At 72.2% G+C, this 22,589-nt stretch carries 22 protein-coding genes; 12 read left to right on the top strand and 10 right to left on the bottom strand.

From position 1 onward, the window contains the following. Positions 1–4 precede the first annotated feature (4 nt). The 8 genes from D1J60_RS15610 (at position 5) to D1J60_RS15580 (ending at position 4,578) form a co-directional block, all read left to right on the top strand. Positions 5–814 (top strand): type III pantothenate kinase, encoded by an 810-nt coding sequence (locus D1J60_RS15610; RefSeq protein WP_125821506.1) that lies wholly within the window; start codon positions 5–7, stop codon positions 812–814. Positions 815–1,004: 190 nt separating this feature from the next. Beyond that, a complete protein-coding gene (locus tag D1J60_RS15605) occupies positions 1,005–1,757 on the top strand; it encodes a GntR family transcriptional regulator (RefSeq protein ID WP_125599470.1) in 753 nt (250 codons plus the stop codon). Positions 1,758–1,892: 135 nt separating this feature from the next. After that, on the top strand, positions 1,893–2,084 hold the full coding sequence (locus D1J60_RS15600; RefSeq protein ID WP_125599467.1) for a DUF397 domain-containing protein: 192 nt from the start codon (positions 1,893–1,895) through the stop codon (positions 2,082–2,084). A gap of 98 nt (positions 2,085–2,182) precedes the next feature. Next, positions 2,183–2,785, top strand: a complete 603-nt coding sequence (locus tag D1J60_RS15595; protein ID WP_125821505.1) for a hypothetical protein — start codon at positions 2,183–2,185, stop codon at positions 2,783–2,785. A gap of 14 nt (positions 2,786–2,799) precedes the next feature. Next, positions 2,800–2,967: a hypothetical protein gene (locus tag D1J60_RS37270; protein ID WP_164720905.1), complete on the top strand. Its 168-nt coding sequence runs from the start codon at positions 2,800–2,802 to the stop codon at positions 2,965–2,967. A gap of 81 nt (positions 2,968–3,048) precedes the next feature. Then, the gene (locus tag D1J60_RS15590) at positions 3,049–3,492 is read left to right on the top strand and encodes a BlaI/MecI/CopY family transcriptional regulator (protein WP_125821504.1); all 444 of its coding nucleotides are present in this window, start codon (positions 3,049–3,051) and stop codon (positions 3,490–3,492) included. A 48-nt stretch (positions 3,493–3,540) separates the two neighbouring features. After that, entirely contained in the window at positions 3,541–4,074 is a 534-nt protein-coding gene (locus D1J60_RS15585) for an amino-acid N-acetyltransferase (protein ID WP_125821503.1), read from the top strand. A 165-nt stretch (positions 4,075–4,239) separates the two neighbouring features. Further along, a complete protein-coding gene (locus tag D1J60_RS15580) occupies positions 4,240–4,578 on the top strand; it encodes an Lsr2 family protein (RefSeq protein ID WP_007264817.1) in 339 nt (112 codons plus the stop codon). Here D1J60_RS15580 and D1J60_RS15575 read toward each other — a convergent pair. Next, entirely contained in the window at positions 4,557–5,144 is a 588-nt protein-coding gene (locus tag D1J60_RS15575; RefSeq protein WP_125821502.1) for an SCO3374 family protein, read from the bottom strand. The genes D1J60_RS15580 and D1J60_RS15575 overlap by 22 nt on opposite strands. A 451-nt stretch (positions 5,145–5,595) precedes the next feature. Here D1J60_RS15575 and D1J60_RS15565 point away from each other — a divergent pair, with 451 nt between their 5' ends. Further along, the gene (locus D1J60_RS15565) at positions 5,596–8,121 is read left to right on the top strand and encodes an ATP-dependent Clp protease ATP-binding subunit (protein WP_125821501.1); all 2,526 of its coding nucleotides are present in this window, start codon (positions 5,596–5,598) and stop codon (positions 8,119–8,121) included. A gap of 1,608 nt (positions 8,122–9,729) precedes the next feature. Further along, entirely contained in the window at positions 9,730–10,347 is a 618-nt protein-coding gene (locus D1J60_RS15560) for a M23 family metallopeptidase (RefSeq protein ID WP_125605696.1), read from the top strand. A gap of 18 nt (positions 10,348–10,365) precedes the next feature. Here the strand turns inward: D1J60_RS15560 and D1J60_RS15555 are convergent, their stop codons facing one another. The 7 genes from D1J60_RS15555 to D1J60_RS15525 all read right to left on the bottom strand — a co-directional run bounded on the left by D1J60_RS15555 (position 10,366) and on the right by D1J60_RS15525 (position 16,646). Next, positions 10,366–11,484, bottom strand: coding sequence for a LamG-like jellyroll fold domain-containing protein (locus D1J60_RS15555; RefSeq protein WP_125821500.1), 1,119 nt, complete (start codon positions 11,482–11,484; stop codon positions 10,366–10,368). Positions 11,485–11,518: 34 nt separating this feature from the next. Beyond that, positions 11,519–12,832 carry a two-component system sensor histidine kinase CseC gene (cseC, locus tag D1J60_RS15550; protein WP_125602885.1) on the bottom strand — a complete coding sequence of 438 codons (1,314 nt, stop codon included), beginning with the start codon at positions 12,830–12,832 and terminating at the stop codon, positions 11,519–11,521. A 10-nt stretch (positions 12,833–12,842) separates the two neighbouring features. Continuing rightward, positions 12,843–13,556: a two-component system response regulator CseB gene (gene cseB / locus D1J60_RS15545; protein WP_125602886.1), complete on the bottom strand. Its 714-nt coding sequence runs from the start codon at positions 13,554–13,556 to the stop codon at positions 12,843–12,845. Positions 13,557–13,590: 34 nt separating this feature from the next. Further along, positions 13,591–14,244, bottom strand: coding sequence for a hypothetical protein (locus D1J60_RS15540; RefSeq protein ID WP_125602891.1), 654 nt, complete (start codon positions 14,242–14,244; stop codon positions 13,591–13,593). Between the two features lie 38 nt (positions 14,245–14,282). Continuing rightward, positions 14,283–14,843 (bottom strand): SigE family RNA polymerase sigma factor, encoded by a 561-nt coding sequence (locus tag D1J60_RS15535; protein ID WP_007264805.1) that lies wholly within the window; start codon positions 14,841–14,843, stop codon positions 14,283–14,285. Positions 14,844–15,066: 223 nt separating this feature from the next. Further along, positions 15,067–16,002 carry an A/G-specific adenine glycosylase gene (locus D1J60_RS15530; protein WP_125821499.1) on the bottom strand — a complete coding sequence of 312 codons (936 nt, stop codon included), beginning with the start codon at positions 16,000–16,002 and terminating at the stop codon, positions 15,067–15,069. 23 nt (positions 16,003–16,025) lie between these two features. Next, entirely contained in the window at positions 16,026–16,646 is a 621-nt protein-coding gene (locus D1J60_RS15525) for a phosphatase PAP2 family protein (protein ID WP_125821498.1), read from the bottom strand. Positions 16,647–16,869: 223 nt separating this feature from the next. Between D1J60_RS15525 and D1J60_RS15520 the strand changes: the two genes are divergently transcribed. After that, positions 16,870–17,604, top strand: coding sequence for a hypothetical protein (locus tag D1J60_RS15520; RefSeq protein ID WP_306463758.1), 735 nt, complete (start codon positions 16,870–16,872; stop codon positions 17,602–17,604). Positions 17,605–17,658: 54 nt separating this feature from the next. Here the strand turns inward: D1J60_RS15520 and disA are convergent, their stop codons facing one another. Both disA and radA read right to left on the bottom strand, forming a co-directional pair. Next, the gene (gene disA / locus D1J60_RS15515) at positions 17,659–18,783 is read right to left on the bottom strand and encodes a DNA integrity scanning diadenylate cyclase DisA (protein WP_007264801.1); all 1,125 of its coding nucleotides are present in this window, start codon (positions 18,781–18,783) and stop codon (positions 17,659–17,661) included. 299 nt (positions 18,784–19,082) lie between these two features. Then, the gene (radA, locus tag D1J60_RS15510; protein ID WP_125821497.1) at positions 19,083–20,510 is read right to left on the bottom strand and encodes a DNA repair protein RadA; all 1,428 of its coding nucleotides are present in this window, start codon (positions 20,508–20,510) and stop codon (positions 19,083–19,085) included. Between the two features lie 386 nt (positions 20,511–20,896). Between radA and D1J60_RS15505 the strand changes: the two genes are divergently transcribed. Further along, positions 20,897–22,579 carry a sigma-70 family RNA polymerase sigma factor gene (locus tag D1J60_RS15505; RefSeq protein WP_125824048.1) on the top strand — a complete coding sequence of 561 codons (1,683 nt, stop codon included), beginning with the start codon at positions 20,897–20,899 and terminating at the stop codon, positions 22,577–22,579. Positions 22,580–22,589: the final 10 nt, after the last annotated feature.

Below are 22,589 nucleotides of genomic sequence, written 5' to 3'. Positions count from 1 at the left end.
GCCGATGCTGCTCACCATCGACGTGGGCAACACCCACACGGTCCTCGGGCTGTTCGACGGCGAGGAGATCGTCGAGCACTGGCGTGTCTCGACGGATCCGCGGCGCACGGCGGACGAGCTGGCCGTGCTGATGCAGGGCCTGATGGGGATGCACCCGATGCTCGGCAGCGAGCTCGGCGACGGGATCCACGGCATCGCGATCTGCTCGACGGTGCCGTCGGTGCTGCACGAGCTGCGCGAGGTCACCCGCCGCTACTACGGCGACGTGCCGGCGATCGTGGTGGAGCCCGGCGTGAAGACGGGCGTGCCGATCCTGATGGACAACCCGAAGGAGGTCGGCGCGGACCGCATCGTCAACGCGGCCGCCGCCGTCGAGCTGTACGGGGGCCCGGCGATCGTCGTCGACCTCGGTACGGCGACGACCTTCGACGCGGTCTCCGCGCGGGGTGAGTACGTGGGCGGGGTGATCTCGCCGGGCATCGAGATCTCGATGGAGGCGCTCGGGATGCGCGGCGCCCTGCTGCGCAAGATCGAGCTGGCCCGGCCGCGCAACGTGATCGGCAAGTCCACGGTCGAGGCGATGCAGTCGGGCGTGGTCTACGGGTTCGCGGGCCAGGTCGACGGGATCGTGCACCGCATCGCCCGGGACCTGGTGGGTCCGGACGGCGATCCGGACGACGTCCGCGTCATCGCGACGGGCGGGCTGGCCCCGGTCATCCTCGGCGAGACCACGGTGATCGACGAGCACGAGCCGTTGCTGACGCTGATCGGGCTGCGGCTCGTGTACGAGCGCAACGCGCCCAGCTTCGAGTGATCCCGGCCGCCGGTGGGGTCCCGTGCGGACGGGGCCCCGCCGACGGGTGCGGCCCCACCGGCCGGTCATGAAAGCCCCGGTAGCGGAACGTCATGCGGAATCCTCAGCTTGAACCTGATCCGTTAGCTTGTCGGCGTCGGACGCACACCCTCGCGAAGCGGCACAGCCGAGACGGCACAGGACGGCCCAAATGCCCCGTAAATCACCGTACTTGCAGGTGGTCGCATCACTCAGGACCCGTATCGAGGCGGGTGAGTGGGCGATAGGCGACAGGCTCCCCTCCCGCGCCCGGTTCGCACAGGAGTACTCCGTCGGGCAGGGCGTCACCCAGCGGGCCATGGAGCAGCTGATCATCGAGGGCTTCCTCGAGGGCCGCGCGGGTTCCGGCACCTACGTGCGCACCCCGCGCCGGCGCATGCGGATGCTCCGCACCCGCCGCCGCGTCCCCGGCTCCGGCAACACCTTCCGCTCCGAGGCCGCCGCGCACGGCATCGCCGCGTCCTGGGAGTTCAGGACCCTCCCGCAGGTCCCGGCGCCGGAGCGGATCGCCGCCCGGCTGGCCATCGAGCCCGGTTCGCCCTGCGTGATGACCCGCTACGAGTTCATGGCCGACGGCAGCCCCGCCGAGCTCTCCGAGTCCTGGGAGCCGCTGGCCATCACCTCCGGCACCCCGGTCGTGCTCCCGGAGGTGGGCGAACTGCGCGGCGCCGGGGTGGTGGCGCGCATGCGGTCCATCGGCATCACCGTCACCTCCGTGGTGGAGGTGCCGCGGCCCGCCCGGGCCAACCAGAACCAGGCCAACCTCCTCGGGATCAGCCTCGGCGCCATGATCACCGAGATCGAGCGCACGTACCTCGACTCCGACGGCCGCCCCGTGGAGACCGCCGACCTGGTCATCCCCGACTCGCGCTACGAGATCGCGTACGCCTTCCCGGTGGAGTGACCGGGGGCGCGTATTGTGAACGGCCGTACTTTCCGACGACCGGGTTTTTTACCGGAACTGGCCGGAGTGTGCCCCTCGTGGCGCTAGCGTCACGCTGGAAAGCACCGCGACCTCGTCCACTGCGGAGGAGACACCATGACCGCGAACGCTCGACCCGACTGGCGCAAATCGTCCTACTGCGGCGAGGGCGACGCCTGCGTGTACGTGGCGGCCGCGCCCGGCACCCTGGTGCGCGTGGCCGACCGGGCCGATCCGGCGCACCTGGTGATGGCGACCACCCACGCCGCCTGGGCGGAATTCGTGAAGTCCGTCAAAGTGACCGGCTGAGCCGGGGCGGACCGCCCGGAGGGGCGGCGTGGACCCCCGCCGCGCCGCAATCCCGCACCCTCAGGGGATTTTGTCCGATTAGCGCGTATCTTCGCCCCATGCCCACGCCTTACGGATCCCGCGGCGGCATGGCGTTCAGCGCCGCCGAGCTGCACGTGCTCAGGCGTTCCCTCGCCCACGCCCTCCAGTCCTCCACGGCCCCCCTGACCGCCTCCGAGGTCCAGGACTGCCTGTGCCTCGCGGCGTCGGTGGACGACGCCGTCCTGGAGGCGGGCCGGCTCAGAGCCTTCCTGCTCGACGACCTCGCCCGCTACAGAGACGCCCTCCCCGGGAGCCTGTCGGGCTACCTGGAGCTCCTCCAGGACGCCCTGGCCGCCGGGTACGAGCCCCTGGCGGACGACCTGGCCGCGCTGCGCGCCCTGCGGGCCAACCCGGTCGCCGCCGCCGTCCTGGAACGGGCCCAGACCGTCGCGGGCCGCTCCGTACGCCGCAGGCTCGCCACCGGGACCGCGCCCGGGGCCCCCGCGCCGCGCACCCGGCTGCTGGCCCTGGCCGGCGGCAAGGAGCAGCCGCCCCCGCCGCCGCCGAAGCCCGCTCCGGCGAAGGAGCCCCCGGCCCGGCCGGTGCCCACGCCGGGCGAGGTGTTCCCGCCGCGCCGCAAGCCCACCCCGCCCCCGGCGGCCGGACGCGCGGCGGTATAGCTACGCTGGGGGGCATGGACTACGTCTCCGCGCTCGTGCCCCCCATCGTGATGGCCGCGTTCTTCATCGCACTCGTCGTGACGATCGTGAAGTCCCAGGGCGGGGCCAACAAGGCCAAGGAAGACGCGGTGGTCGATGCCGCGCTCGCCCGCGCCGAGGCCGGCCAGCAGCCGCAGAAGTGAAGTAACCCCCGCCGGGGTTTTCCACCGCGCGTTGCGGCGAATAGTCGGGCAATTCGCCGCAATCGGCACTATTGTGCTGCTGTGCCTCGCCCCTTGGGAGAACTCGAAGACGCAGTGATGACGCGGGTGTGGCAGTGGAACCGCCCGGTCACCGTTCGGGAAGTCCTGGAAGACCTCCAGCAGGAACGGTCCATCGCGTACACCACGGTCATGACCGTTATGGACAATCTCCATCAGAAGGGCTGGGTCCGCCGGGAAGCCGAAGGCCGCGCCTATCGATATACGGCGGTCTCCACCCGCGCCGCCTACTCCGCCGCGCTCATGAACGAGGCCTGGTCCACCAGCGACAGCCCGGCGGCCGCACTCGTCGCCTTCTTCGGCATGATGTCCCCCGAACAACGCGAGGCCCTCCGCGACGCCGTCCGCATCGTCCAGCACGACGAACCCGAACCCGAACCGGGAACCGGGACCGGCCCGGCCGACGGAGAACCGGCAGGCGGGGAACCGCCCGCGACCGCGCCGTAAGGGGACTCCGGCGCGCACGGGAGCGACCCGGGGCGATAGCGTCCGGGTATGGGAGAGCTTTCCACCACAGCCGACGCCAAAACAGTGACGATCCGCCGCGCGCGCACCAGCGATGTTCCGGCGCTGCGCCGCCTGCTCGACCAGTACGTGCAGCAGCGGATCCTCCTCGACAAAGCCCCCGTCGTCCTTTACGAGGACATCCAGGAGTTCTGGGTCGCGGAACGCGACTCCGACGGGCAGGTGGTGGGCTGCGGCGCCCTCCACGTCATGTGGGAAGACCTCGCCGAAGTGCGCACGCTCGCCGTCGACCGCGACTTGAAGGGCGCCGGCGTCGGGCACCTGGTGCTCGCCAAGTTGTTGGAGACCGCCCGCCGCGTCGGGGTGAGCCGGGTATTCTGCCTGACCTTCGAAGTGGACTTCTTCGCGAAGCACGGCTTCGTCGAGATCGGCGAGACCGCGGTGGAGACCGATGTCTACATGGAGCTCCTGCGTTCCTATGACGAGGGTGTCGCCGAGTTCCTCGGTCTCGAACGAGTGAAGCCGAACACCTTGGGCAACAGCCGGATGCTGCTGCACCTCTGATCGGGCCCGGGGGCTATTACGGGCCCCCGTCCGCCTGAGGCCTATGTCCGAATCGCGCACGTTTCCCGCCTTGTTGAGGTCCTGAACCTCTCGACGGGGGTTTGTGTTTTCCAGGCAAAAGCGGTTTCCTTTCCGCGTACTGCATTTTCGATGAAAGGAAATCCGGTGGCACAGAAGGTTCAGGTCCTTCTTGTCGACGACCTCGACGGTGGCACGGCGGACGAGACCGTGACGTTCGCTCTGGATGGCAAGACCTACGAGATCGACCTCACCACCGCCAACGCTGAAAAGCTCCGCGGTGCGCTGGAGGACTTCGTGAAGGCGGGCCGCCGTACCGGCGGGCGTGCTTCCACCGGCCGCGCCAAGGGCCGCGCCGCCGCCGCCCCGGGCAGCCCGGACACCGCGGAGATCCGCGCGTGGGCCAAGGCCCAGGGTCTCAGCGTCAACGACCGCGGCCGGGTTCCCGCCGAGATCCGCGAGGCCTACGAGAACGCCAAGGGCTGAGGCGTACGCCGCCCCAGGCGGGCGCGGTGGCATTCCGTCGCCGCCGCGGCCACCAGGCGTACGAGATCGGGCCCGGCCGGCTCCGCACAGAGTCCGGGTCCGGCGCCCCGCCCCGGACCGGGCAGGGCGGGCAGCGACGCCTCGCACCCCAGCTCGGGGGGCCGCAGCCACACCGCGGCCCCCCGAGGGCTTTCTCCCGGCGCCCGTCCGGGCGGCACGGGGGCGGTGATCCTGCCCCCCGCGCCCACGGCGGTCAGGTCCAGCGCCACCCCGCCCCACTCCAGCCAGTCGAGCAGCCCCTCCAGCTCCTCGGCGCCGCCCGGGGCGATCAGGAAGCGCATCCGGCGCCCCATCGCCGCCACCGGACCGGCGGCGGCGAAACCGGGCCGGCGCAGCACCGCGGCCCCGGCGTCCGCGGGCAGCTCCAGCACGTCGAACCGGACCCCGGTGACCAGCTGCGGGGGCGGCCCCCCGGCGCAGGCCCAGCCGAGCACCCGTTCGTACCAGGTACGGGTGTCGTCCTCGGACGGGACGCGGGGCGACGGGACGCTCACGCTGAGGGACATGACCGGAGCAACTCCGGCGACCGCCGACGGGTTACGCGACGCGCCCGCACCAATGCGGAGCGTAAACATCGGCCGAGCGGAGTCTCACATTCGGGACACAAGCGTGTTCGCCCGTAGCGGAGGGAACCATGCGTACCGGCATGGAGTGTCAGTCCTTACGGGTAAGACATTCCTAGTGGATCGGGGCGACACGCTGATTTGAGCGTGTTCCGTTCGCCATCGGCGTACACCTGTGACGGGTATCTGCCTGGCCTGCGGGAACATCGTCTCGCACCATCGAGTTGGAGCAGTAGTCGGCTCTTACAGCCGGTTTTCCTCACCGACGTGGGGGTGAGCCGTGGACGGATGTCGGCAGTTGGAATGAGCTGTCCCGTCCCGCGGGACTAGCATGCGGAAGGACAGGGCGGGGACCGACCCCGAACTGCCCGACCGCTCTGAGGAGCGATAAACGATGTTCGAGAGGTTCACCGACCGCGCGCGGCGGGTTGTCGTCCTGGCTCAGGAAGAAGCCCGGATGCTCAACCACAACTACATCGGCACCGAGCACATCCTCCTGGGCTTGATCCACGAGGGTGAGGGTGTCGCCGCTAAGGCCCTGGAGAGCCTCGGGATTTCGCTCGAGGCTGTTCGCCAGCAGGTTGAGGAGATCATCGGTCAGGGCCAGCAGGCCCCGTCCGGCCACATCCCCTTCACGCCGCGGGCGAAGAAGGTCCTGGAGCTGTCGCTCCGAGAGGCCCTCCAGCTCGGCCACAACTACATCGGCACCGAGCACATCCTGCTCGGCCTGATCCGCGAGGGCGAGGGCGTCGCCGCCCAGGTCCTCGTGAAGCTGGGCGCCGATCTGAACAGGGTCCGGCAGCAGGTCATCCAGCTGCTCTCCGGCTACACCGGGGGCGGCAAGGAGTCGGCCACCGCAGGCGGCCCGGCCGAGGGCACCCCCTCGACCTCGCTGGTCCTCGACCAGTTCGGCCGCAACCTCACCCAGGCGGCCCGCGAATCCAAGCTCGACCCGGTCATCGGGCGCGAGAAGGAGATCGAGCGGGTCATGCAGGTCCTGTCCCGCCGGACCAAGAACAACCCGGTCCTCATCGGCGAGCCCGGCGTCGGCAAGACCGCCGTCGTCGAGGGCCTGGCGCAGGCGATCGTCAAGGGCGAGGTCCCCGAGACCCTCAAGGACAAGCACCTCTACACGCTCGACCTGGGTGCCCTGGTCGCCGGCTCCCGCTACCGCGGTGACTTCGAGGAGCGCCTGAAGAAGGTCCTCAAGGAGATCCGCACCCGCGGCGACATCATCCTGTTCATCGACGAGCTCCACACCCTCGTGGGTGCGGGTGCCGCCGAGGGCGCGATCGACGCCGCCAGCATCCTGAAGCCCATGCTGGCCCGTGGCGAGCTCCAGACCATCGGTGCCACCACGCTGGACGAGTACCGCAAGCACCTGGAGAAGGACGCGGCCCTGGAGCGCCGCTTCCAGCCCATCCAGGTCGCGGAGCCGTCGCTGCCGCACACCATCGAGATCCTCAAGGGTCTCCGTGACCGGTACGAGGCCCACCACCGCGTCTCGATCACGGATGAGGCCCTCGTCCAGGCCGCGACCCTGGCCGACCGGTACATCTCGGACCGCTTCCTCCCGGACAAGGCGATCGACCTGATCGACGAGGCCGGCTCCCGGATGCGCATCCGCCGGATGACCGCGCCGCCGGACCTCCGCGAGTTCGACGAGAAGATCGCGGCCGTCCGCCGCGACAAGGAGTCGGCCATCGACTCCCAGGACTTCGAGAAGGCGGCTTCGCTCCGTGATTCGGAGAAGCAGCTGCTCGCCGCGAAGTCCAAGCGCGAGAAGGAATGGAAGGCCGGCGACATGGACGTCGTCGCCGAGGTCGACGGCGAGCTCATCGCCGAGGTCCTCGCGACCGCCACCGGCATTCCCGTCTTCAAGCTGACCGAGGAGGAGTCCTCGCGCCTGCTGCGCATGGAGGACGAGCTCCACAAGCGCGTCATCGGTCAGAAGGACGCCATCAAGGCCCTTTCGCAGGCGATCCGCCGTACGCGGGCCGGCCTGAAGGACCCGAAGCGCCCCGGTGGCTCGTTCATCTTCGCCGGTCCGTCCGGTGTCGGTAAGACCGAGCTCTCCAAGACGCTCGCCGAATTCCTGTTCGGCGACGAGGACGCGCTGATCTCCCTCGACATGTCGGAGTTCAGCGAGAAGCACACGGTTTCCCGCCTCTTCGGTTCGCCCCCCGGCTACGTGGGCTACGAAGAGGGCGGCCAGCTGACCGAGAAGGTCCGCCGGAAGCCGTTCTCCGTCGTCCTCTTCGACGAGGTCGAGAAGGCGCACCCGGATATCTTCAATTCCCTTCTCCAGATCCTGGAGGACGGTCGCCTGACCGACTCCCAGGGCCGGGTCGTGGACTTCAAGAACACGGTCATCATCATGACGACCAACCTGGGTACGCGGGACATCTCCAAGGGCTTCAACCTGGGCTTCGCCGCCCAGGGCGACGTCAAGACCGGCTACGACCGGATGAAGGCGAAGGTCAACGAAGAGCTCAAGCAGCACTTCCGGCCCGAGTTCCTCAACCGTGTCGACGACACGGTCGTCTTCCACCAGCTCAGCCAGGAAGACATCATCCAGATCGTCGACCTGATGATCGCCAAGGTGGACGAGCGCCTCAAGGACCGCGACATGGGCATCGAGCTCAGCGGTGACGCGAAGCAGCTCCTGGCCAAGCGCGGCTACGACCCGATCATGGGCGCCCGCCCGCTGCGCCGGACCATCCAGCGCGAGATCGAGGACCTGCTCTCCGAGAAGATCCTCTTCGGCGAGCTGCGCCCCGGCCACATCGTGGTCGTCGGCGTGGAGGGCGAGGGCGAGAACGCCAAGTTCACCTTCCGCGGCGAGGAGAAGTCGGCCCTGCCCGACCTCCCCCCGATCGAGGCCACGGGCTCCGGCCCGGACCTGTCGAAGGGCGCGTAAGCACCGGCCGCTCGCAGCAGCGGCCCAAAGGGGCGGCCCCGGGACCCACAAGGTCCCGGGGCCGCCCCTTTGGGGTGTGGGGCGGGGCCTGCGGTGCGGGGCCCGGGGTGGGGGCGCGCCATCTCCCCCTCGACCCCCTGGGGCGGGGCGGAGGTTGCCCACCCGCCCCCTTGCCTGCGGGGCGGGGGCCGGGGGCGGTATGCCCTGGGGCGGTCTCATAGCCGGTTGGGGGTTTCCCGTCAGTCCCATCGTCCTTCCGGTTCGGGCCGGTCCCTCAAGGGCGCTCCTTCGTCGCGTCGCTACGCGATGGCCTTCGGCCACCCTTGACCGACCGACCCGAACCGGAAAGCCGAAAGACTGCCGGGAAACCCCCAAAGAAACGGCACGGACGATCCTTGGAGGAGCGGGTCCCTCAGCGCTGAGACGAGGGGCCCGGCGCCAGCCCGCCGACATACGGCCCCCACATCTGCGATTCCGGACCAGGGGCGCGACAATCCGCACGAGAAGACGATCAGAGCAGCCCAGGAAGCCCCCAGACGCGTCAGATCGCTACGCGCTCCTCCCGGCTCAGCGTCCGGCGACCGTCTGGGGCTGGGATGGGCCGCGAGAGGGGCGGACGAAGGCCTTGGGGGCCGAATCCGCCCTCTCGCAGGGCATATGGCGGCTTGCCGGAGTCTGCGGATGTCTTTTTCACCCGCAGACTCCGACAGGGAACGATCCGACCCCACAACAGGCCCCCATAAGCGCGCAAAAGGGGCGGGTGAGTCTTCTGTATGGCCTACGGCCAGCCCAAGGCGGCGGCCGGCCGCCGAGACCAGAGGAGCGCGTAGCGATCTGTCGCGCCTGTCGGGTCCCTGGGCTGCTCTGTTCGTCCTCTGGTGCGGGTATCGGCCACGGGCGGTCGTCGGACGCTGAGATTCGGGGAGCGCGTAGCGATCTGTCGCGCTTGGGGGGTCTGGAGGGCGCTCTGATCAGCCTCTCGTGCGGGTAGTCGCGCCCCTGGCCCGGGATCTGGACTCTTGAGGGCCCGCATGTCGGGCGGGCCGGCGCCCGGCGCCTCGTGCATCGCTGAGAGACCCGTCCGCCCTCCTCTGGACCGTCCCGTTTCTTTGGGGGTTTCCCGGCAGTCTTTCGGCTTTCCGGTTCGGGTCGGTCGGTCAAGGGTGGCCGAAGGCCATCGCGTAGCGACGCGACCGAAGGGAGCGCCCTTGAGGGACCGGCCCGAACCGGAAGGACGATGGGACTGACGGGAAACCCCCAACCGGCTATGAGACCGCCCCGGGGGATACCGCTCCCCCCACCCCCACCCCCGCCCCGGCAAACGCCCGCCCGGCGGTGACAAGCCGCACAGGGCAAAACGGACCTACTAGGAATTGTCGTAGGTTTTGGTGTCCTGGTTTGTCCCTGCGTACGTGCAGGACGGGTGCCGTCAAGAGCGTGGAGATCCATCGCGCGGCTACGAGCCGGGGTAGTAAAAGGGACGTTTGGGGAAGCTCGGGGGCGCGGGTTACCAAGGTGGGGCAAGCCCGGCAGTGGCGGTTCGGTCCGCAGCGCCGGGATCTTTCTTGCCCGAAACACGCCCTTGTCCCCGGCCCCGGAGGTCTCCACATGTCCGCGAAGCGCGCCAGCACCCGCCGTACCCGTATCGCCGTCGCCGCCACCGGGCTCGGTGCGCTGCTGGCTCTCGGGGCCGGGACGACCGCCGCCTTCGCCGACGAGGCCCCCAGCACCCTGTCCGCCTCCGCCGAGGTCGCCGCCGTCCAGGCCCAGGCCGATGCGCAGGCCAAGGCCGCGGCCGCCAAGACCTCCCTGTGGGCCAAGCCCGTCGACAGCTACACGCTGTCCGCGACCTTCGGCAAGGGCGGCAGCATGTGGGCGCACAAGCACTCCGGCCAGGACTTCGCCGTCCCGACCGGTACCAAGGTCAAGGCCGCGGCCGCCGGCACCGTCGTGAAGGCCGGTCCGAACGGTGGCGGCGACGGTCCCGCGTACGGCAACGCCATCGTGGTCAAGCACGCGAACAACACGTACTCCCAGTACGCGCACCTCTCGAAGATCCAGGTCAAGATCGGCCAGAAGGTCTCCGCGGGCCAGCAGATCGCGCTGTCCGGCAACACCGGCAACAGCAGCGGCCCGCACCTGCACTTCGAGATCCGCACCACCGCGAACTACGGCTCGGCCGTCAACCCGGTGGCCTTCCTGCGGAACGCCGGCGTCACCATCTGACCGGCCTGCCCCCGAGGGTCAGACCAGCCAGGAGTGGATCGGCCTGGTCTTGCCGAGCTTGTTGTTCTTCAGGCCCGTGATCTGTTCCTGGCCCAGCGCCTGGTCGAAGATCCGGATGTGGTCCAGCGGGCCCATCCACGAGGCGCTCCAGATCCCGTGGTGGCGGGCCCGGCCCAGCTGGAGGGGGCCGGGGCCGGCCCAGATCCCGGAGACCTGCGCCTGACCGGCCTGCTTGTCGTCCACCCAGAGCGCGATGGTCTTCTTCTCCGCGTCGTAGGTGCCCGTCAGGAGCGCCCACTGGCGGGTCGTGTCCACGTTGTCCGCGACGACCTGCTGGGCCGTGGCCGCCTGGCCCTTGTCCCCGGTCTGCACCCGGAACACCCAGGCCTTCTTGCCGCCCACGACCTCGAAGCCCAGCTCGAAGGAGTACGAGTCCCCGTCGCCCTGGCTGACCGCCATGCGCGGGCCGGACTCGGACACGTTGTAGGCGCGCGTGGAGACGGTGAAGCTCTTCGTCACGTCCACGGCGGCCTCGGCGCCCTGCGCGTAGGAGTCCGCGGCGCCCTTGAAGCGGACCTCGGTCCGGTTGGCGAGTTCCCCGAGTGAGGCGCCGGGGCCCAGGGCTATGCCCATCTTGCCGTTGCGGTCGCGCAGCAGGTTCGGTTCGCCCGGCACGGTGGGGGAGTCGTCCTCGGGGTTCTTGCTGCCGTCCGGGCCCTTCGAGGCGGGGCCGCCGGAGGCGCTCGGGGAGTCCGAGGCGGCGACGGCCGGCGGGTCCTTCGGGTCGTCGTCGGAGCCGTTCAGTACGAAGAACCCCGCGCCGCCCGCCACCAGGACGAGGGCGAGCGCCCCGATCCCGATGGTCAGCCGCTTGCGCTTGCGCTGCTGGGCCTCGGTGGCGTCGGCCATCGCCTGCCAGTCCGGGGTGGACGGGGCGGGGAGGGGCGCGGTGGCGGGGGAGGGAAACGGTTCCTCGGCGGGCTGGGCCGGAGGCGGGCCGAAGCCACCTCCGGCCGGCTGTCCCTGCGCGGGCCCCGACTGGTAGGGGTTCGGCGTCTGCGGCGGGAATCCGTAGCCGCCGCTCCCCGAGGCGGGGCCGGGCTGGGGGCTGTTCGGGCGATCCGTACCGTCAGTCATGGCAGGGATGCTAGAACATCGCCGGGAGGGGCCGTCAGCCCGGGAGCTGGATGATCGGGAAGCTGCCCGTCGCCGTCGGGGCGTGTTCCGGCAGCCACAGCACCGCGACCGCGCCCGCCGCGGCGCCCTCGTTCTCCGCGCCGCCCCGGGCCGCGACGTTGCGGAAGGTCAGCCGGGCCCCCAGGACGCGGGCCTGGCCCTCCGCGATGGTCAGGCCGAGTCCGTGGCCGACGCCCGCGCGGTCCGTGGATCCGGTCCGGAAGCGGCTGGGGCCCTCGCGGAGCAGGGCCTCGGGGAAGCCCGGCCCGTGGTCCCGGACGCGTACGACCCGGCCCTCGACGTCGACCTGGATCGGGGCGCGCCCGTACCGCATGGCGTTGGCCAGCAGGTTTCCCAGGATCCGCTCCAGCCGGCGGGGGTCGGTGCTGACGATCTCGTCCGCGACGACGCGTACGGAGGCGTCGGGCATCAGCGAGGCGACCCGCCGGGACACGAACTCGCCCAGTGCCACTTCCTGGAGCTCGGCGCGCTCGGACGCGCCGTCCAGCCGGGCGACCTCCAGGACGTCCTCGACCAGGGCGCGCATGGCCTGGGCGCGGTCGCGCACCAGCTCGGTCGGCCGGCCGGGGGGCAGCAGTTCCGCGGCGGTGAGCAGGCCCGTGACCGGGGTCCGCAGCTCGTGGGCGATGTCCGCGGTGACCCGCCGTTCGGCCTCCAGCCGCTGCTGGAGGGCGTCGGCCATGGCGTCGACGGCGCGGGCCAGGTCGTCGGTCTCGTCCCGTACGACGCCGCCGACGGCGTCCCGTACGCGTACTTCGGGGTCGCCGTGGGCCACGCGCTGTGCGGCGGCCGCGGCCTCGCGGAGCCGGCGGGAGATCTGGCCGCCGATGAGGACGCCCATCGCCGAGCCGCCGATCACGACGGCCAGCGAGCCGACGACCAGGGCCCGGTCCAGGTCGCGCACCATGTTGGCGCTCTCGCGGAACTGGTGGTGCATGGACAGCACCTGCCCGTTGCCGAGCGGTACGGCCGCCCACACCTCGGGGGCGCGTTTGGGGTACTCCTGCACGTAGGTGCCGCGCCGTCCGGAGCGGGCCTTCTCGCGCAGTTCGGCGGGCAGCTCGGGGTCGTTGATCTTGGCGCCCCAGATGGGCTTGCGGCCGGCGTCGGGGGTGCGGGCGATGTACTGGACCCGCTCCAGCTCCTGGTCGCGGGCGCTCTCCATCATCGACACGCGGGCAGCGCTGTGCACCACCAGGCTCAGGGCGAGCGCGGTGAGGGCGCCGACGGCGGCGATGGCGAGCGTGATCTTCCAGCGGATCCCCGTGCGGAGGGTGACGCGCCTCATGCGGTTCTACTCATGCCTTGAGCTTGTATCCGAAGCCTCGGACCGTCTCGATCCGGTCCTGTCCGATCTTGGTGCGCAGCCGCTGTACGTGGACGTCGACGACGCGGGTGTCGCCGCCCCAGTCGTAGTCCCAGACCCGTTCGAGGAGCCGGTCGCGGGACAGGACGGTGCCGGGTGCGGAGGAGAACTCCAGCAGCAGCCGCATCTCGGTGGGGGTGAGGGCGACGGGGGCGCCGGCCCTGCGGACCTCCATGCCCTCGGTGTCGACCTCCAGGTCGCCGAAGGACAGGACGCCGCGTTCGTCGGAGCCGTCCGCGTCGGCGGAGCCGTTCGCGCCGTTCTGCGGGCCGCCCGCGTGGCCGAAGCGGCGCAGCACGGCGCGGATGCGGGCGACGAGGACGGAGCCGTCGAAGGGCTTGGTGACGTAGTCGTCGGCGCCGGCCTCCAGGCCGAGGACGACGTCGATGCTGTCGGCGCGTGCCGAGAGCATGATGACGGGGACGGTGGACTCGTCGCGGATGCGCCGGCAGAGGCTGACGCCGTCCATGCCGGGCACCATCACGTCGAGGAGGGCGATGTCGGGCCGGTTGGCCCGGAAGGACTCCAGGCCGGACAGGCCGTCGGGCATGGCGGTGACCGCGAAGCCGTCGCGTTCCAGCGCCAGCGTCGTGGCCTCGCGGATGACGTCGTCGTCCTCCACGAACAGCACGTGGGTCTCGGCCATGCCCAGCCTCACTCCGCTTCCATCGTCGGTTCGGTCAGTCGTTCTTCTGCGAGACGGCCGGGGCCGGCTGCATCCCGGGGTTGTAGACGTTGCTGTACTCCGAGTGCACCCGGTCCTGCTCGGCGAACCGTTCGCCGTTCCAGCGGTACGTGATCACGTCCTCGCCGGACGGTTCGGAGGGGGCGGCGTCGTGCCCGTACACGGGCTTGCTGACGACGAGGTCGCCCCGGTCGATCTCCGCGTAGACGGGCTTCTGCTCGTCCGCGAACACATTCTCGTACGCGGAGCCGTTCGACCGGTACACGTACGAGCCGCGGCCCAGGGCGTCGGCGCAGGACAGGACGTTGACGACGACGTCGACGACGGTGTTGCCGGTGATCTTCCCGTAGCTCACGTCGATCGGGTACTCCTTGCCCGTGCAGGGCTTCAGGTCCCGCTTGATCTCGGCGCTGACCTTGGGGTCGGCCTTCAGCAGGGCGACCGGGTCGACCCGCTTGACCGGGCTGCCGGTGGACGCGGCGGCGGAGTGGCCCGGGGCCGGGGGCTTGGTGGGGACGCCGGTGGGCTGGTTGCTGCGCGCCACCGGATCGGTGCGCGCGGGCCCCCCGTCGCGCAGCCCCGTGCCCCCGGCGGAGCATCCGGCCGCGAACAGCACTGTGCCGACGAGGACCGTGGTCCCCGCCGACAGGAGTACCAGCGAGCTTCTACCGCTCAGACTTTGGCCGTTCAGGCCGCGCACCGCTCCCGCCCCTCGTAGCGCGTGGTGTGGTCACCGCGTTCCAGGGCACGCATGTCCAGGTCCCGGCTCTCCAGCTCCTGACGGAGCCGGGCCAGGGCGCGGTGCAGTGTGCTCTTCACGGTTCCCGCCGACATACCGAGCGCCGCGGCCGTCTCCTCGGTGCTCATCTGCTCCCAGTGTCGCAGCACGACGACACTGCGCTGCTTGGGCGCGAGCACCTTGAGGATGTCCATGAGGAGGGCGCGGTCGGCGCGCTGGTCCGAGCCGTCCTCGACGGAGGCGTCGGGGAGCTGCTCGGTGGGGACCTCGTCGAGCTTGCGGGCCCGCCACCACTCGGTCCGCGTGTTGATCATGACGCGGCGCAGGTAGGCGTCGGCGAGGGACTTGTCGGCGATGCCGTCCCAGCGGCCGTAGGTGCGGACGAGGGCGGTCTGGAGGAGGTCCTGGGCGTCCGTGGGGTCCGGGACCAGGCGCCGTGCGCTGCGCAGGAGGGCGTCCTGCCGGGTGCGTACGTACTCCTCGAACTCGAGTACCTCTCCGTGCGCCATGCGTACCGCCTCCACTGCGTCCCCGTCTCCGCTGTCTTACGGATCCGAAGTTACGGAGGGGTTGTCACGGCACTGTGCGGGTCAGCCTGCGGTGGGCGCACGGACACCCGTAGGTTGTGTAACAGCGCCCGTGAGCTGCGGTTTCCCGGCCTCAAACGGAATCTTCGCGTCAACTTCGAGTGAATCCCGAGGGGGCGCCCGGCGGTGCGAGGCGCCCCGGGACTCAGCTCTGCGGCAGCCGGTACATCCCGTGCGCGAGGGGCTCCACGAGCCCGTCCGACACCAGTCCGTCCAGCGCCCGGGCCCGCTGCACGGGCTCGTCCCACACCGTGTCCAGCACCGCCTGCGGAACCGGGCCCACCGCCTCCCGCAGCACCGCGAGCAGCTTGCCGCGCACCTGGCGGTCCGTACCGGCGTACGTCTGCCCGCGCCGTGGCGGCCCGTCGTGCGCGGGCTTGCCCGCCAGCCGCCACGCGCACAGCCCCGACACCGGGCAGCGGGCGCAGTCCGGGTTCTTGGCGGTGCACACCAGCGCGCCGAGCTCCATCGAGGCCGCCGCCCAGCGGGCCGCCGTCGGCTCGTCCTCGGGCAGCAGCTCCCGCGCCAGCCGGCGTTCGGCGGCGGTGGTGGCGTTCGGCGGGTACTCGACCCCGGTCGCGGCGCGCGCGAAGACCCGGCGCACGTTGGTGTCCAGCACCGGGTGCCGCTGCCCGTACGCGAAGGAGGCCACCGCGGCGGCCGTGTACTCGCCGATCCCGGGCAGCGCCAGCAGCTGCGCGTGGTCCCGGGGCACGTCGCCGCCGTGCCGTTCCGTTATCGCCGCGGCCGCGCCGTGCAGCCGCAGCGCCCGCCGGGGGTAGCCGAGCCGCCCCCAGGCCCGTACGGCCTCGCCCGGCGCCTCGGCGGCCAGGTCCGCGGGCCGGGGCCACCGGGCGAGCCACTGCTCGTACACGGGCAGCACCCGGCTGACGGGGGTCTGCTGGAGCATGAACTCGCTGACCATCACCCCCCAGGGGCCGGCCTCGGGGCGGCGCCAGGGGAGGTCGCGGGCGTGCTCGTCGAACCACGCGATGACCGGGGAGTGCAGCGCGCGGGCGGGTGCCACGCGGGACGCGGAGGTCTCGGAGGTCGCGGAGGCGTGTGAGGGAGATGCAGTCATGACAGACGGCATCCTGGCACGTTTCAGGTCCGGCGCGCGGGGCCCGGACCGGTGAACCAGACGGCCGCGCGGTTGCCGCTCCCCTGGACGGCGGTGATGAGCCTGATCATCGGACCGGTCAGCGCCGCCACGGCCAGGACGGCCAGCGAGGCCCCCAGCAGCAGGCCCATGCCGACGTCGTGCGGGTAGTGCACCCCGACGAAGACGCGGGAGAAGGCCATCAGCAGCCCCATCGGCAGCGTCAGCCACGCGAGACGGGGGACGGCCAGCGCCAGCGCGACGGCGGCGGCGCCGGCGATGGCGGAGTGGTTGCTGGGGAAGGACCAGTCCCCGTACGGCGGGCACGGGACGAGGGAGGCGGCCGCCCCGGCCACCGCCCGGCAGGGCCGTTCCTCGTCGATGGTGGACTTGACGAGCTCGGACGCGACGTACACGAGCGCGGTGACCAGCGGCGCCAGCACGGCCAGGGCGAGGGCCCGGGGATCTCCGCCCTGCCTGCCGCGCGCACGCCACCAGACGGATATGTAGAGCAGGCCGAACACCAGGAGGCCGTACTCGGTCCAGACCTCGACCACCTTCTGCACCCAAGGGGGCGTGGCGTGGGCGAAGTCGGTGATGTCGCGGTAGAGGTCGGAGCTGTCCATGGTCACTGACCGTACTCGGCGCTCCGCGGCTGTCGTGTCAGACCCCTGGCCGGATATGACCGTTCGCGAGTAGCCCCGCAGGATGATCATCGGCAAAACCTGCCGGACGTGCGGCATGTGGGGCGCGGAACGCGGCACGAGTTCTCGTAAGGTTCGGTGCGTGGGATCTCTGCGCAATCCGGTCGGGCCGCTTCCCTCCTCCATTTACTGGCGGCGGAGGGCCGTGCTGGCGTCCGTCGCCGCGCTCGTCGCGCTGCTCGCCGTATGGTTCGTCAGTTCCGGCGGCGGCAGGACGAGTACGAACGGCAAGGGCGGCGGCGACGGCTCCGGACCCGTGCGCACCATCACCCCCGGCCCCTCCGGCACCGGCCCGGCGATCAGTCAGGCCCCGGGCGGACGCGGGGACTCGGGCAGCGGCGGCGGTGCCACCGGCCCGGCGAAGAACGGCGACGCGGGCGGCACCGGTGCGGGCTCCGGCGGCGGCGCGGGCGCCTCGTCCTCCGGCGGCTCCGGCGGCGCGGCCCCCGCACAGGTCCCGGCGGACTCCCCGCTGCCGACGTGCCCCGCCAGCGCGTTGCAGTGGGAGGTCAAGAGCGTCAAGAACGAGTACGAGGCGAACGAGAAGCCCCGTCTGGAACTCCTCGTCCGCAACACCTCCGGCAGCACCTGCAAGTTCGGCCTCGGCCCGAAGCAGGCGGTGATGACCATCTTCCAGACGACGGGCGCCAAGGCCGTCTGGTCCTCCGCCGACTGCCCGACGGGCGCGGCCAACGCGTTCTACCGGCTGCCGGCCCAGGGCGAGACGAAGCAGTCGGTGGAGTGGGACCGCAAGCCGAGCGCGGCGGACCAGTGCCAGAACCCGCCGCAGGGCAACCCGGCGCCCGACACCTACGTGGTCGAGGTCAAGTCCCCGGGCCTCCCGGTGGCCCGCACGTCCTTCGTCCTGAAGCAGGACTAGCCTTCCGGACGCGTCGGCGCTTGAGGCGCGGGGTCCGGGGCGCAGCCCCGGGGGCTAGACGTAGCGTTCGAGGATCGAGGACTCCGCCAGGCGGGACAGGCCCTCGCGGACGCTGCGCGCACGCGCCTCGCCCACGCCGTCCACCGTCTGGAGGTCGTCCACCGACGCCGCCAGCAGCTTCTGCAGGCCGCCGAAGTGCTCCACCAGCCGCTCGATGATCGCCCCGGGCAGCCTCGGCACCTTCGCCAGCAGCCGGTACCCGCGCGGCGACACCGCCGAGTCCAGGGTCTCCGGCGAGCCCGTGTACCCCAGCGCCTTCGCCACGATCGCCAGCTCCAGCAGTTCCGGATGCGTCAGCGCGTCCAGCGCCGGCAGCGCCTCCTCCACCGTGCGGGAACGCTTCGCCGTCGGTTCCGGAACGTAGTCCCGGATCACCAGCTCCCGCTCCTGCTCGATGCCGACCGTCAGCTCGTCCAGCTGGAGGGAGAGCAGTCGCCCGTCCGTGCCCAGTTCGACCACGTACTCGGCGATTTCCGTCGCGATCCGGCGGACCATTTCCAGCCGCTGCGCGACGGCGGTGACGTCGCGGACCGTGACCAGGTCCTCGATCTCCAGCGCCGACAGCGTCCCCGCGACCTCGTCCAGGCGGAGCTTGTACCGCTCCAGCGTGGCCAGCGCCTGGTTCGCGCGCGACAGGATCGCCCCGGACTCCTCCAGGACGCGCCGTTCCCCGTCCACGTACAGCGCGATCAGCCGCATCGACTGCGACACCGACACCACCGGGAAGCCGCACTGCTTGGAGACGCGGTCCGCCGTGCGGTGACGGGTGCCCGTCTCCTCCGTGGGGATCGACGCGTCGGGCACCAGCTGCACGCCGGCCCGCAGGATCTTGGTGATGTCCTTGTCGAGGATGAGCGCCCCGTCGAGCTTGCACAGCTCGCGCAGCCGGGTAGCGGTGAACTCCACGTCCAGCACGAAGCCGCCGGTACACATCGCCTCGACGGCCTTGTCCATGCCGAGGACGATCAGGCCGCCCGTGTTGCCGCGGACGATCCGCTCCAGCCCGTCGCGCAGGGGCTGACCAGGCGCGACCGCGCTCAGCGAAGCGCGCATCAACGCCTCGTGCTTGGAGCTCGCGCCGGACTTCCCGGGTGCTGCTGCACCGTCCTTGGCTGCCACTGCACTCCTCCGGTCGCGGGTTGCGCCGCCGCGTACGGCCGGGCGGACCAGCACAAAGTCTACCGGCGCACGCTGCGCGCCCGCCGGGGCTTGGCCCGTACCGCCGCCACGACGCCCCGTACGGGCCCCGCGCCCCGCCCGTCGGGGGACCCCCGCCGGGCGGCGGCTCCGGCCGCGTCCGGCTCACGTCAGGCCGCTGACCTGGCGTTTGGGGCGCCGTCCGGACCCGTCGTCGGAGTAAAGGATTCCGCTACACGGCTCCGGTGCCCGGCCCGCTGCCCGGCCCGCTGCTCGCCCCGCTACTCGGCCCCGTTGCCCGCCGCGGCCCGCTCCCTGGCCGGCGTACGCGACCGCCCGCGCGGCAGGACCCGCAGCGCGTCCCCCATGTCCGCCACCTCGGTCACCTTCATGCCCGGCGGCACCTTCCCCGGGTCCGCCGGGACCAGCGCGTGCGTGAAGCCGAGCCGGTGCGCCTCGGCCAGGCGCCGCTGCACGCCGGTCACCCGCCGCACCTCGCCGGCCAGGCCGACCTCACCGATGGCGACCAGGTTCTTCGGCAGCGGCACGTCGCTCGCCGCCGAGGCCAGGGCCAGCGCGATCGCCAGGTCGGCGGCCGGCTCCGTCAGCTTCACCCCGCCCACGGTCGCGCTGTAGATGTCCCGCTTGCCCAGCGCGGTGATCCGGCCGCGCTGCTCCAGCACCGCCAGCATCATCGAGACGCGCGAGGTCTCCAGGCCCGAGGTGGTGCGGCGCGGGGAGGGGATCTGCGAGTCGACGGTGAGCGCCTGCACCTCGGCGACCAGCGGGCGCTTGCCCTCCAGGGTCACGGTCAGGCAGGTGCCCGGCACCGCCTCGGCGCGCCGGGTCAGGAACAGCCCGCTGGGGTCGGCGAGCCCGGTGATGCCCTCGTCGTGCAGCTCGAAGCAGCCGACCTCGTCCGTGGCGCCGTAGCGGTTCTTCACGCCGCGCACCAGGCGCAGCCGGGCGTGCCGGTCGCCCTCGAAGCTGAGCACCACGTCCACGAGGTGCTCCAGCAGGCGGGGGCCGGCGATGGCGCCGTCCTTGGTGACGTGGCCGACGAGGAGGGTGGCCATGCCCCGCTCCTTCGAGGCGCGGATCAGCGCGCCGGCGACCTCGCGGACCTGGGCCATGCCGCCGGGCGCACCGTCGATCTCGGGGGAGGCGATGGTCTGTACGGAGTCCAGGACCAGCAGCGAGGGCTTCACCGCGTCGAGGTGCCCCAGCACGGCGGACAGGTCGGTCTCGGCGGCGAGGTAGAGGTGGTCGTTGAGGGCGTTGATCCGGTCGGCGCGCAGCCGCACCTGGCTCGCCGACTCCTCGCCGGTGACGTAGAGGGTGCGGTGGTCGCCGGTGGCCGCCTTCGCGGCGACGTCCAGCAGCAGCGTCGACTTGCCGACGCCCGGCTCGCCGGCCAGCAGGACCACGGCGCCGGGGACGAGGCCGCCGCCGAGCACGCGGTCCAGCTCGTCCACGCCGGTGCTGCGGGCGGTCGCGGTCCGCCCGTCGACCTGGGCGATCGGCAGCGCGGCGGCCGAGACGCGGCCGGCCGCGGTGGTCCGTACGGCGGGCGCGCCCATCTCCTCGACGGTCCCCCACGCCTGGCACTCGGGGCACCGGCCGAGCCATTTCACGGTGGCCCAGCCGCACTCGGAGCAGCGGTAGGACGGCCGGTCCTTGGCGGATGAGCGAGATGTACGGGCAGCCATGCCGCCCACGGTAGCCGCAGCCACCGACAACGCCCGACCGGCCGGGACGGTCGGGCACGCGGCCGGTCGTCAGGGCCGCTGTCAGCGGAGTGGCGATCTGTTCACCCTTAAGGGCTAAAAGCCCGGAAGGCTTCCGGAGGGTCACCGGCGCGCCGCCTACGGTTCGCCGAGTGAAGAGCAGCGACCAGGGAGACCCCGTATCGCGCACCGGCGCACACCCGGCGCACAGGCGCACACCCCCAGCGGAATGGACGGGTCCGGCGGGTGGCGCGGAGGGCGGTACGCGTGGCGACACGGGTGGTGCGCAGGGTGCACCTGTTGCCGGTGGTGCGTCCGATGCGGTAGTGGCCCCCGGGACGGGTGCTGCGGCCGACGCCGGGGACACCCTGCGGCTGGAGGTTCCCGAGCCCCCGCCCTTCCGGCACGAGCCCTACCTGGACGGGCTCTTCACCTACTGCCTCTCGGTCCTGTGCGACCACGAGGCCGCCGCCGACGTGCTAGGCGACGTCCTCGCCGTGGCCGAGCGGCACCCCGGCCGATGTCCCGACGAGGGCGACCGCCGGGCCTGGCTGTACGCCCTCGCCCGCTGGGCCTGCCTGCGCCGACTGGCCGAGCGCAGGCGCGTACGCCAAGGGGCGCATTCCACCCGGCGCACGCCGGAGTACACCGGCGCCGATCACGCGCCCCGGGCGCACCGCCCGCTCGACGTCAGCGCCTACCACCGCACCGAGCTCGCCCGCCTCGCCTGGCCCGAAGCCGCCGGCACCACCCCCGAACAGCGCGAAGCCCTCGAACTCGCCGTCCGCCACCGCCTCGGCGTCACCGAACTCGCCGCCGTCCTCGGCACCGCCCCCACCACCGCCCGGGACCTGCTCTCCGGCGCCGCCTGCGAAGTCGAACGCACCCGCGCCGCCCTCGCCGTCGTCGAGACCGCCAACTGCCCGGCCGTCTCCCGCATCACCGGCGACGACGACGGCCCCGGCCCCGGCCAGGTCCTCCTCTCCGCCACCCTGCGCGCCGAGCTCGTCCGCCACGTCGACGACTGCCCGCGCTGCCGCCGCGTCGCCGAACGCGTCGGCGCCGGCGCGCCCTGGCCCGGCTCCGGCGGCATCGACGCCGCCCTCCCCCTCGTCCCCGCCCCCCGCACCGCCGTCCACGCCGCCATGCTGCGCTCCGGCCGGCGCCGCGGCGGCCGCCCCGGCCCGCGCTTCGACCGCACCGGCTTCCCCATGGACCCCAAGGACCGCGCCGCCCGCCGCGACCGGTTCCGGGCCCGCGCCGTGACCACCACCGTCGTCGCCACCGTCGTGGCGGCGCCCGTACTCGCGCTGTGGGCCGCGTACCGGGGCGCACCCTCCACCGGCGAACCCGTCGGCGGCGACGGCACCCGCATCTCGGCCAGCGAGTCGCAGATCCCGCCCCCGTACGTCGCCGGCCGCCCCCTCACCGGGTACGAGAACACCGGGAACACCGCCCACACCACCGGCGAGCCCGGCTTCGCCCCCGGCAGCGAAGCCCCCGACGTCTCCGTCGAGGTCATCAGCGCCGGCACCCCGGCCACCCCCGAGGCCGGCGGCCCCGGCGCGCCCGGCCGCCTGACCGTCGCCGCCGCCACCCGCGGCGCCACCACCCTGCTCACGCTCACCGCCTCCGGCGGCAGCCCGGTCGACTGGCGGCTCTGGTCGGACGCGCCCTGGCTGCGCGCGAGCCAGACCGCGGGCACCCTCGCACCCGGAGAATCGGTCACCCTCCGGATCACCGTCGACACCGCGGCCCAGCCCGTCGGCGCCTGGACGGCCCGGGTCGGCGTCGACCCCGGCGGCGCGGTGATCTCCCTCCAGGGCCGCGGCCGCCCCGCCCCCACCACCGAGCCGACCCCGCCCGCCCCGGACCCCACCCCGACGCCCCCGGCCCCGACACCGACCCCGACGCCCACGCCGACGCCCCCGGACCCCACGCCGACACCGACCCCGACGCCCACGCCCACCCCGACGGACCCGGCGACCCCGGCCCCGTCCTCAGGAGGAACGGTTTCCCCCGACCCGGGGGCCGGCCCGCCGGCCGGCTGAGGCGCCCGGC

The organism is Streptomyces sp. W1SF4 (assembly GCF_003950035.1).
Lineage (GTDB): Bacteria > Actinomycetota > Actinomycetes > Streptomycetales > Streptomycetaceae > Streptomyces > Streptomyces racemochromogenes.
Note: the sequence above shows the minus strand (reverse complement) of the source record. Positions and strands in the feature narration are given on the sequence as shown.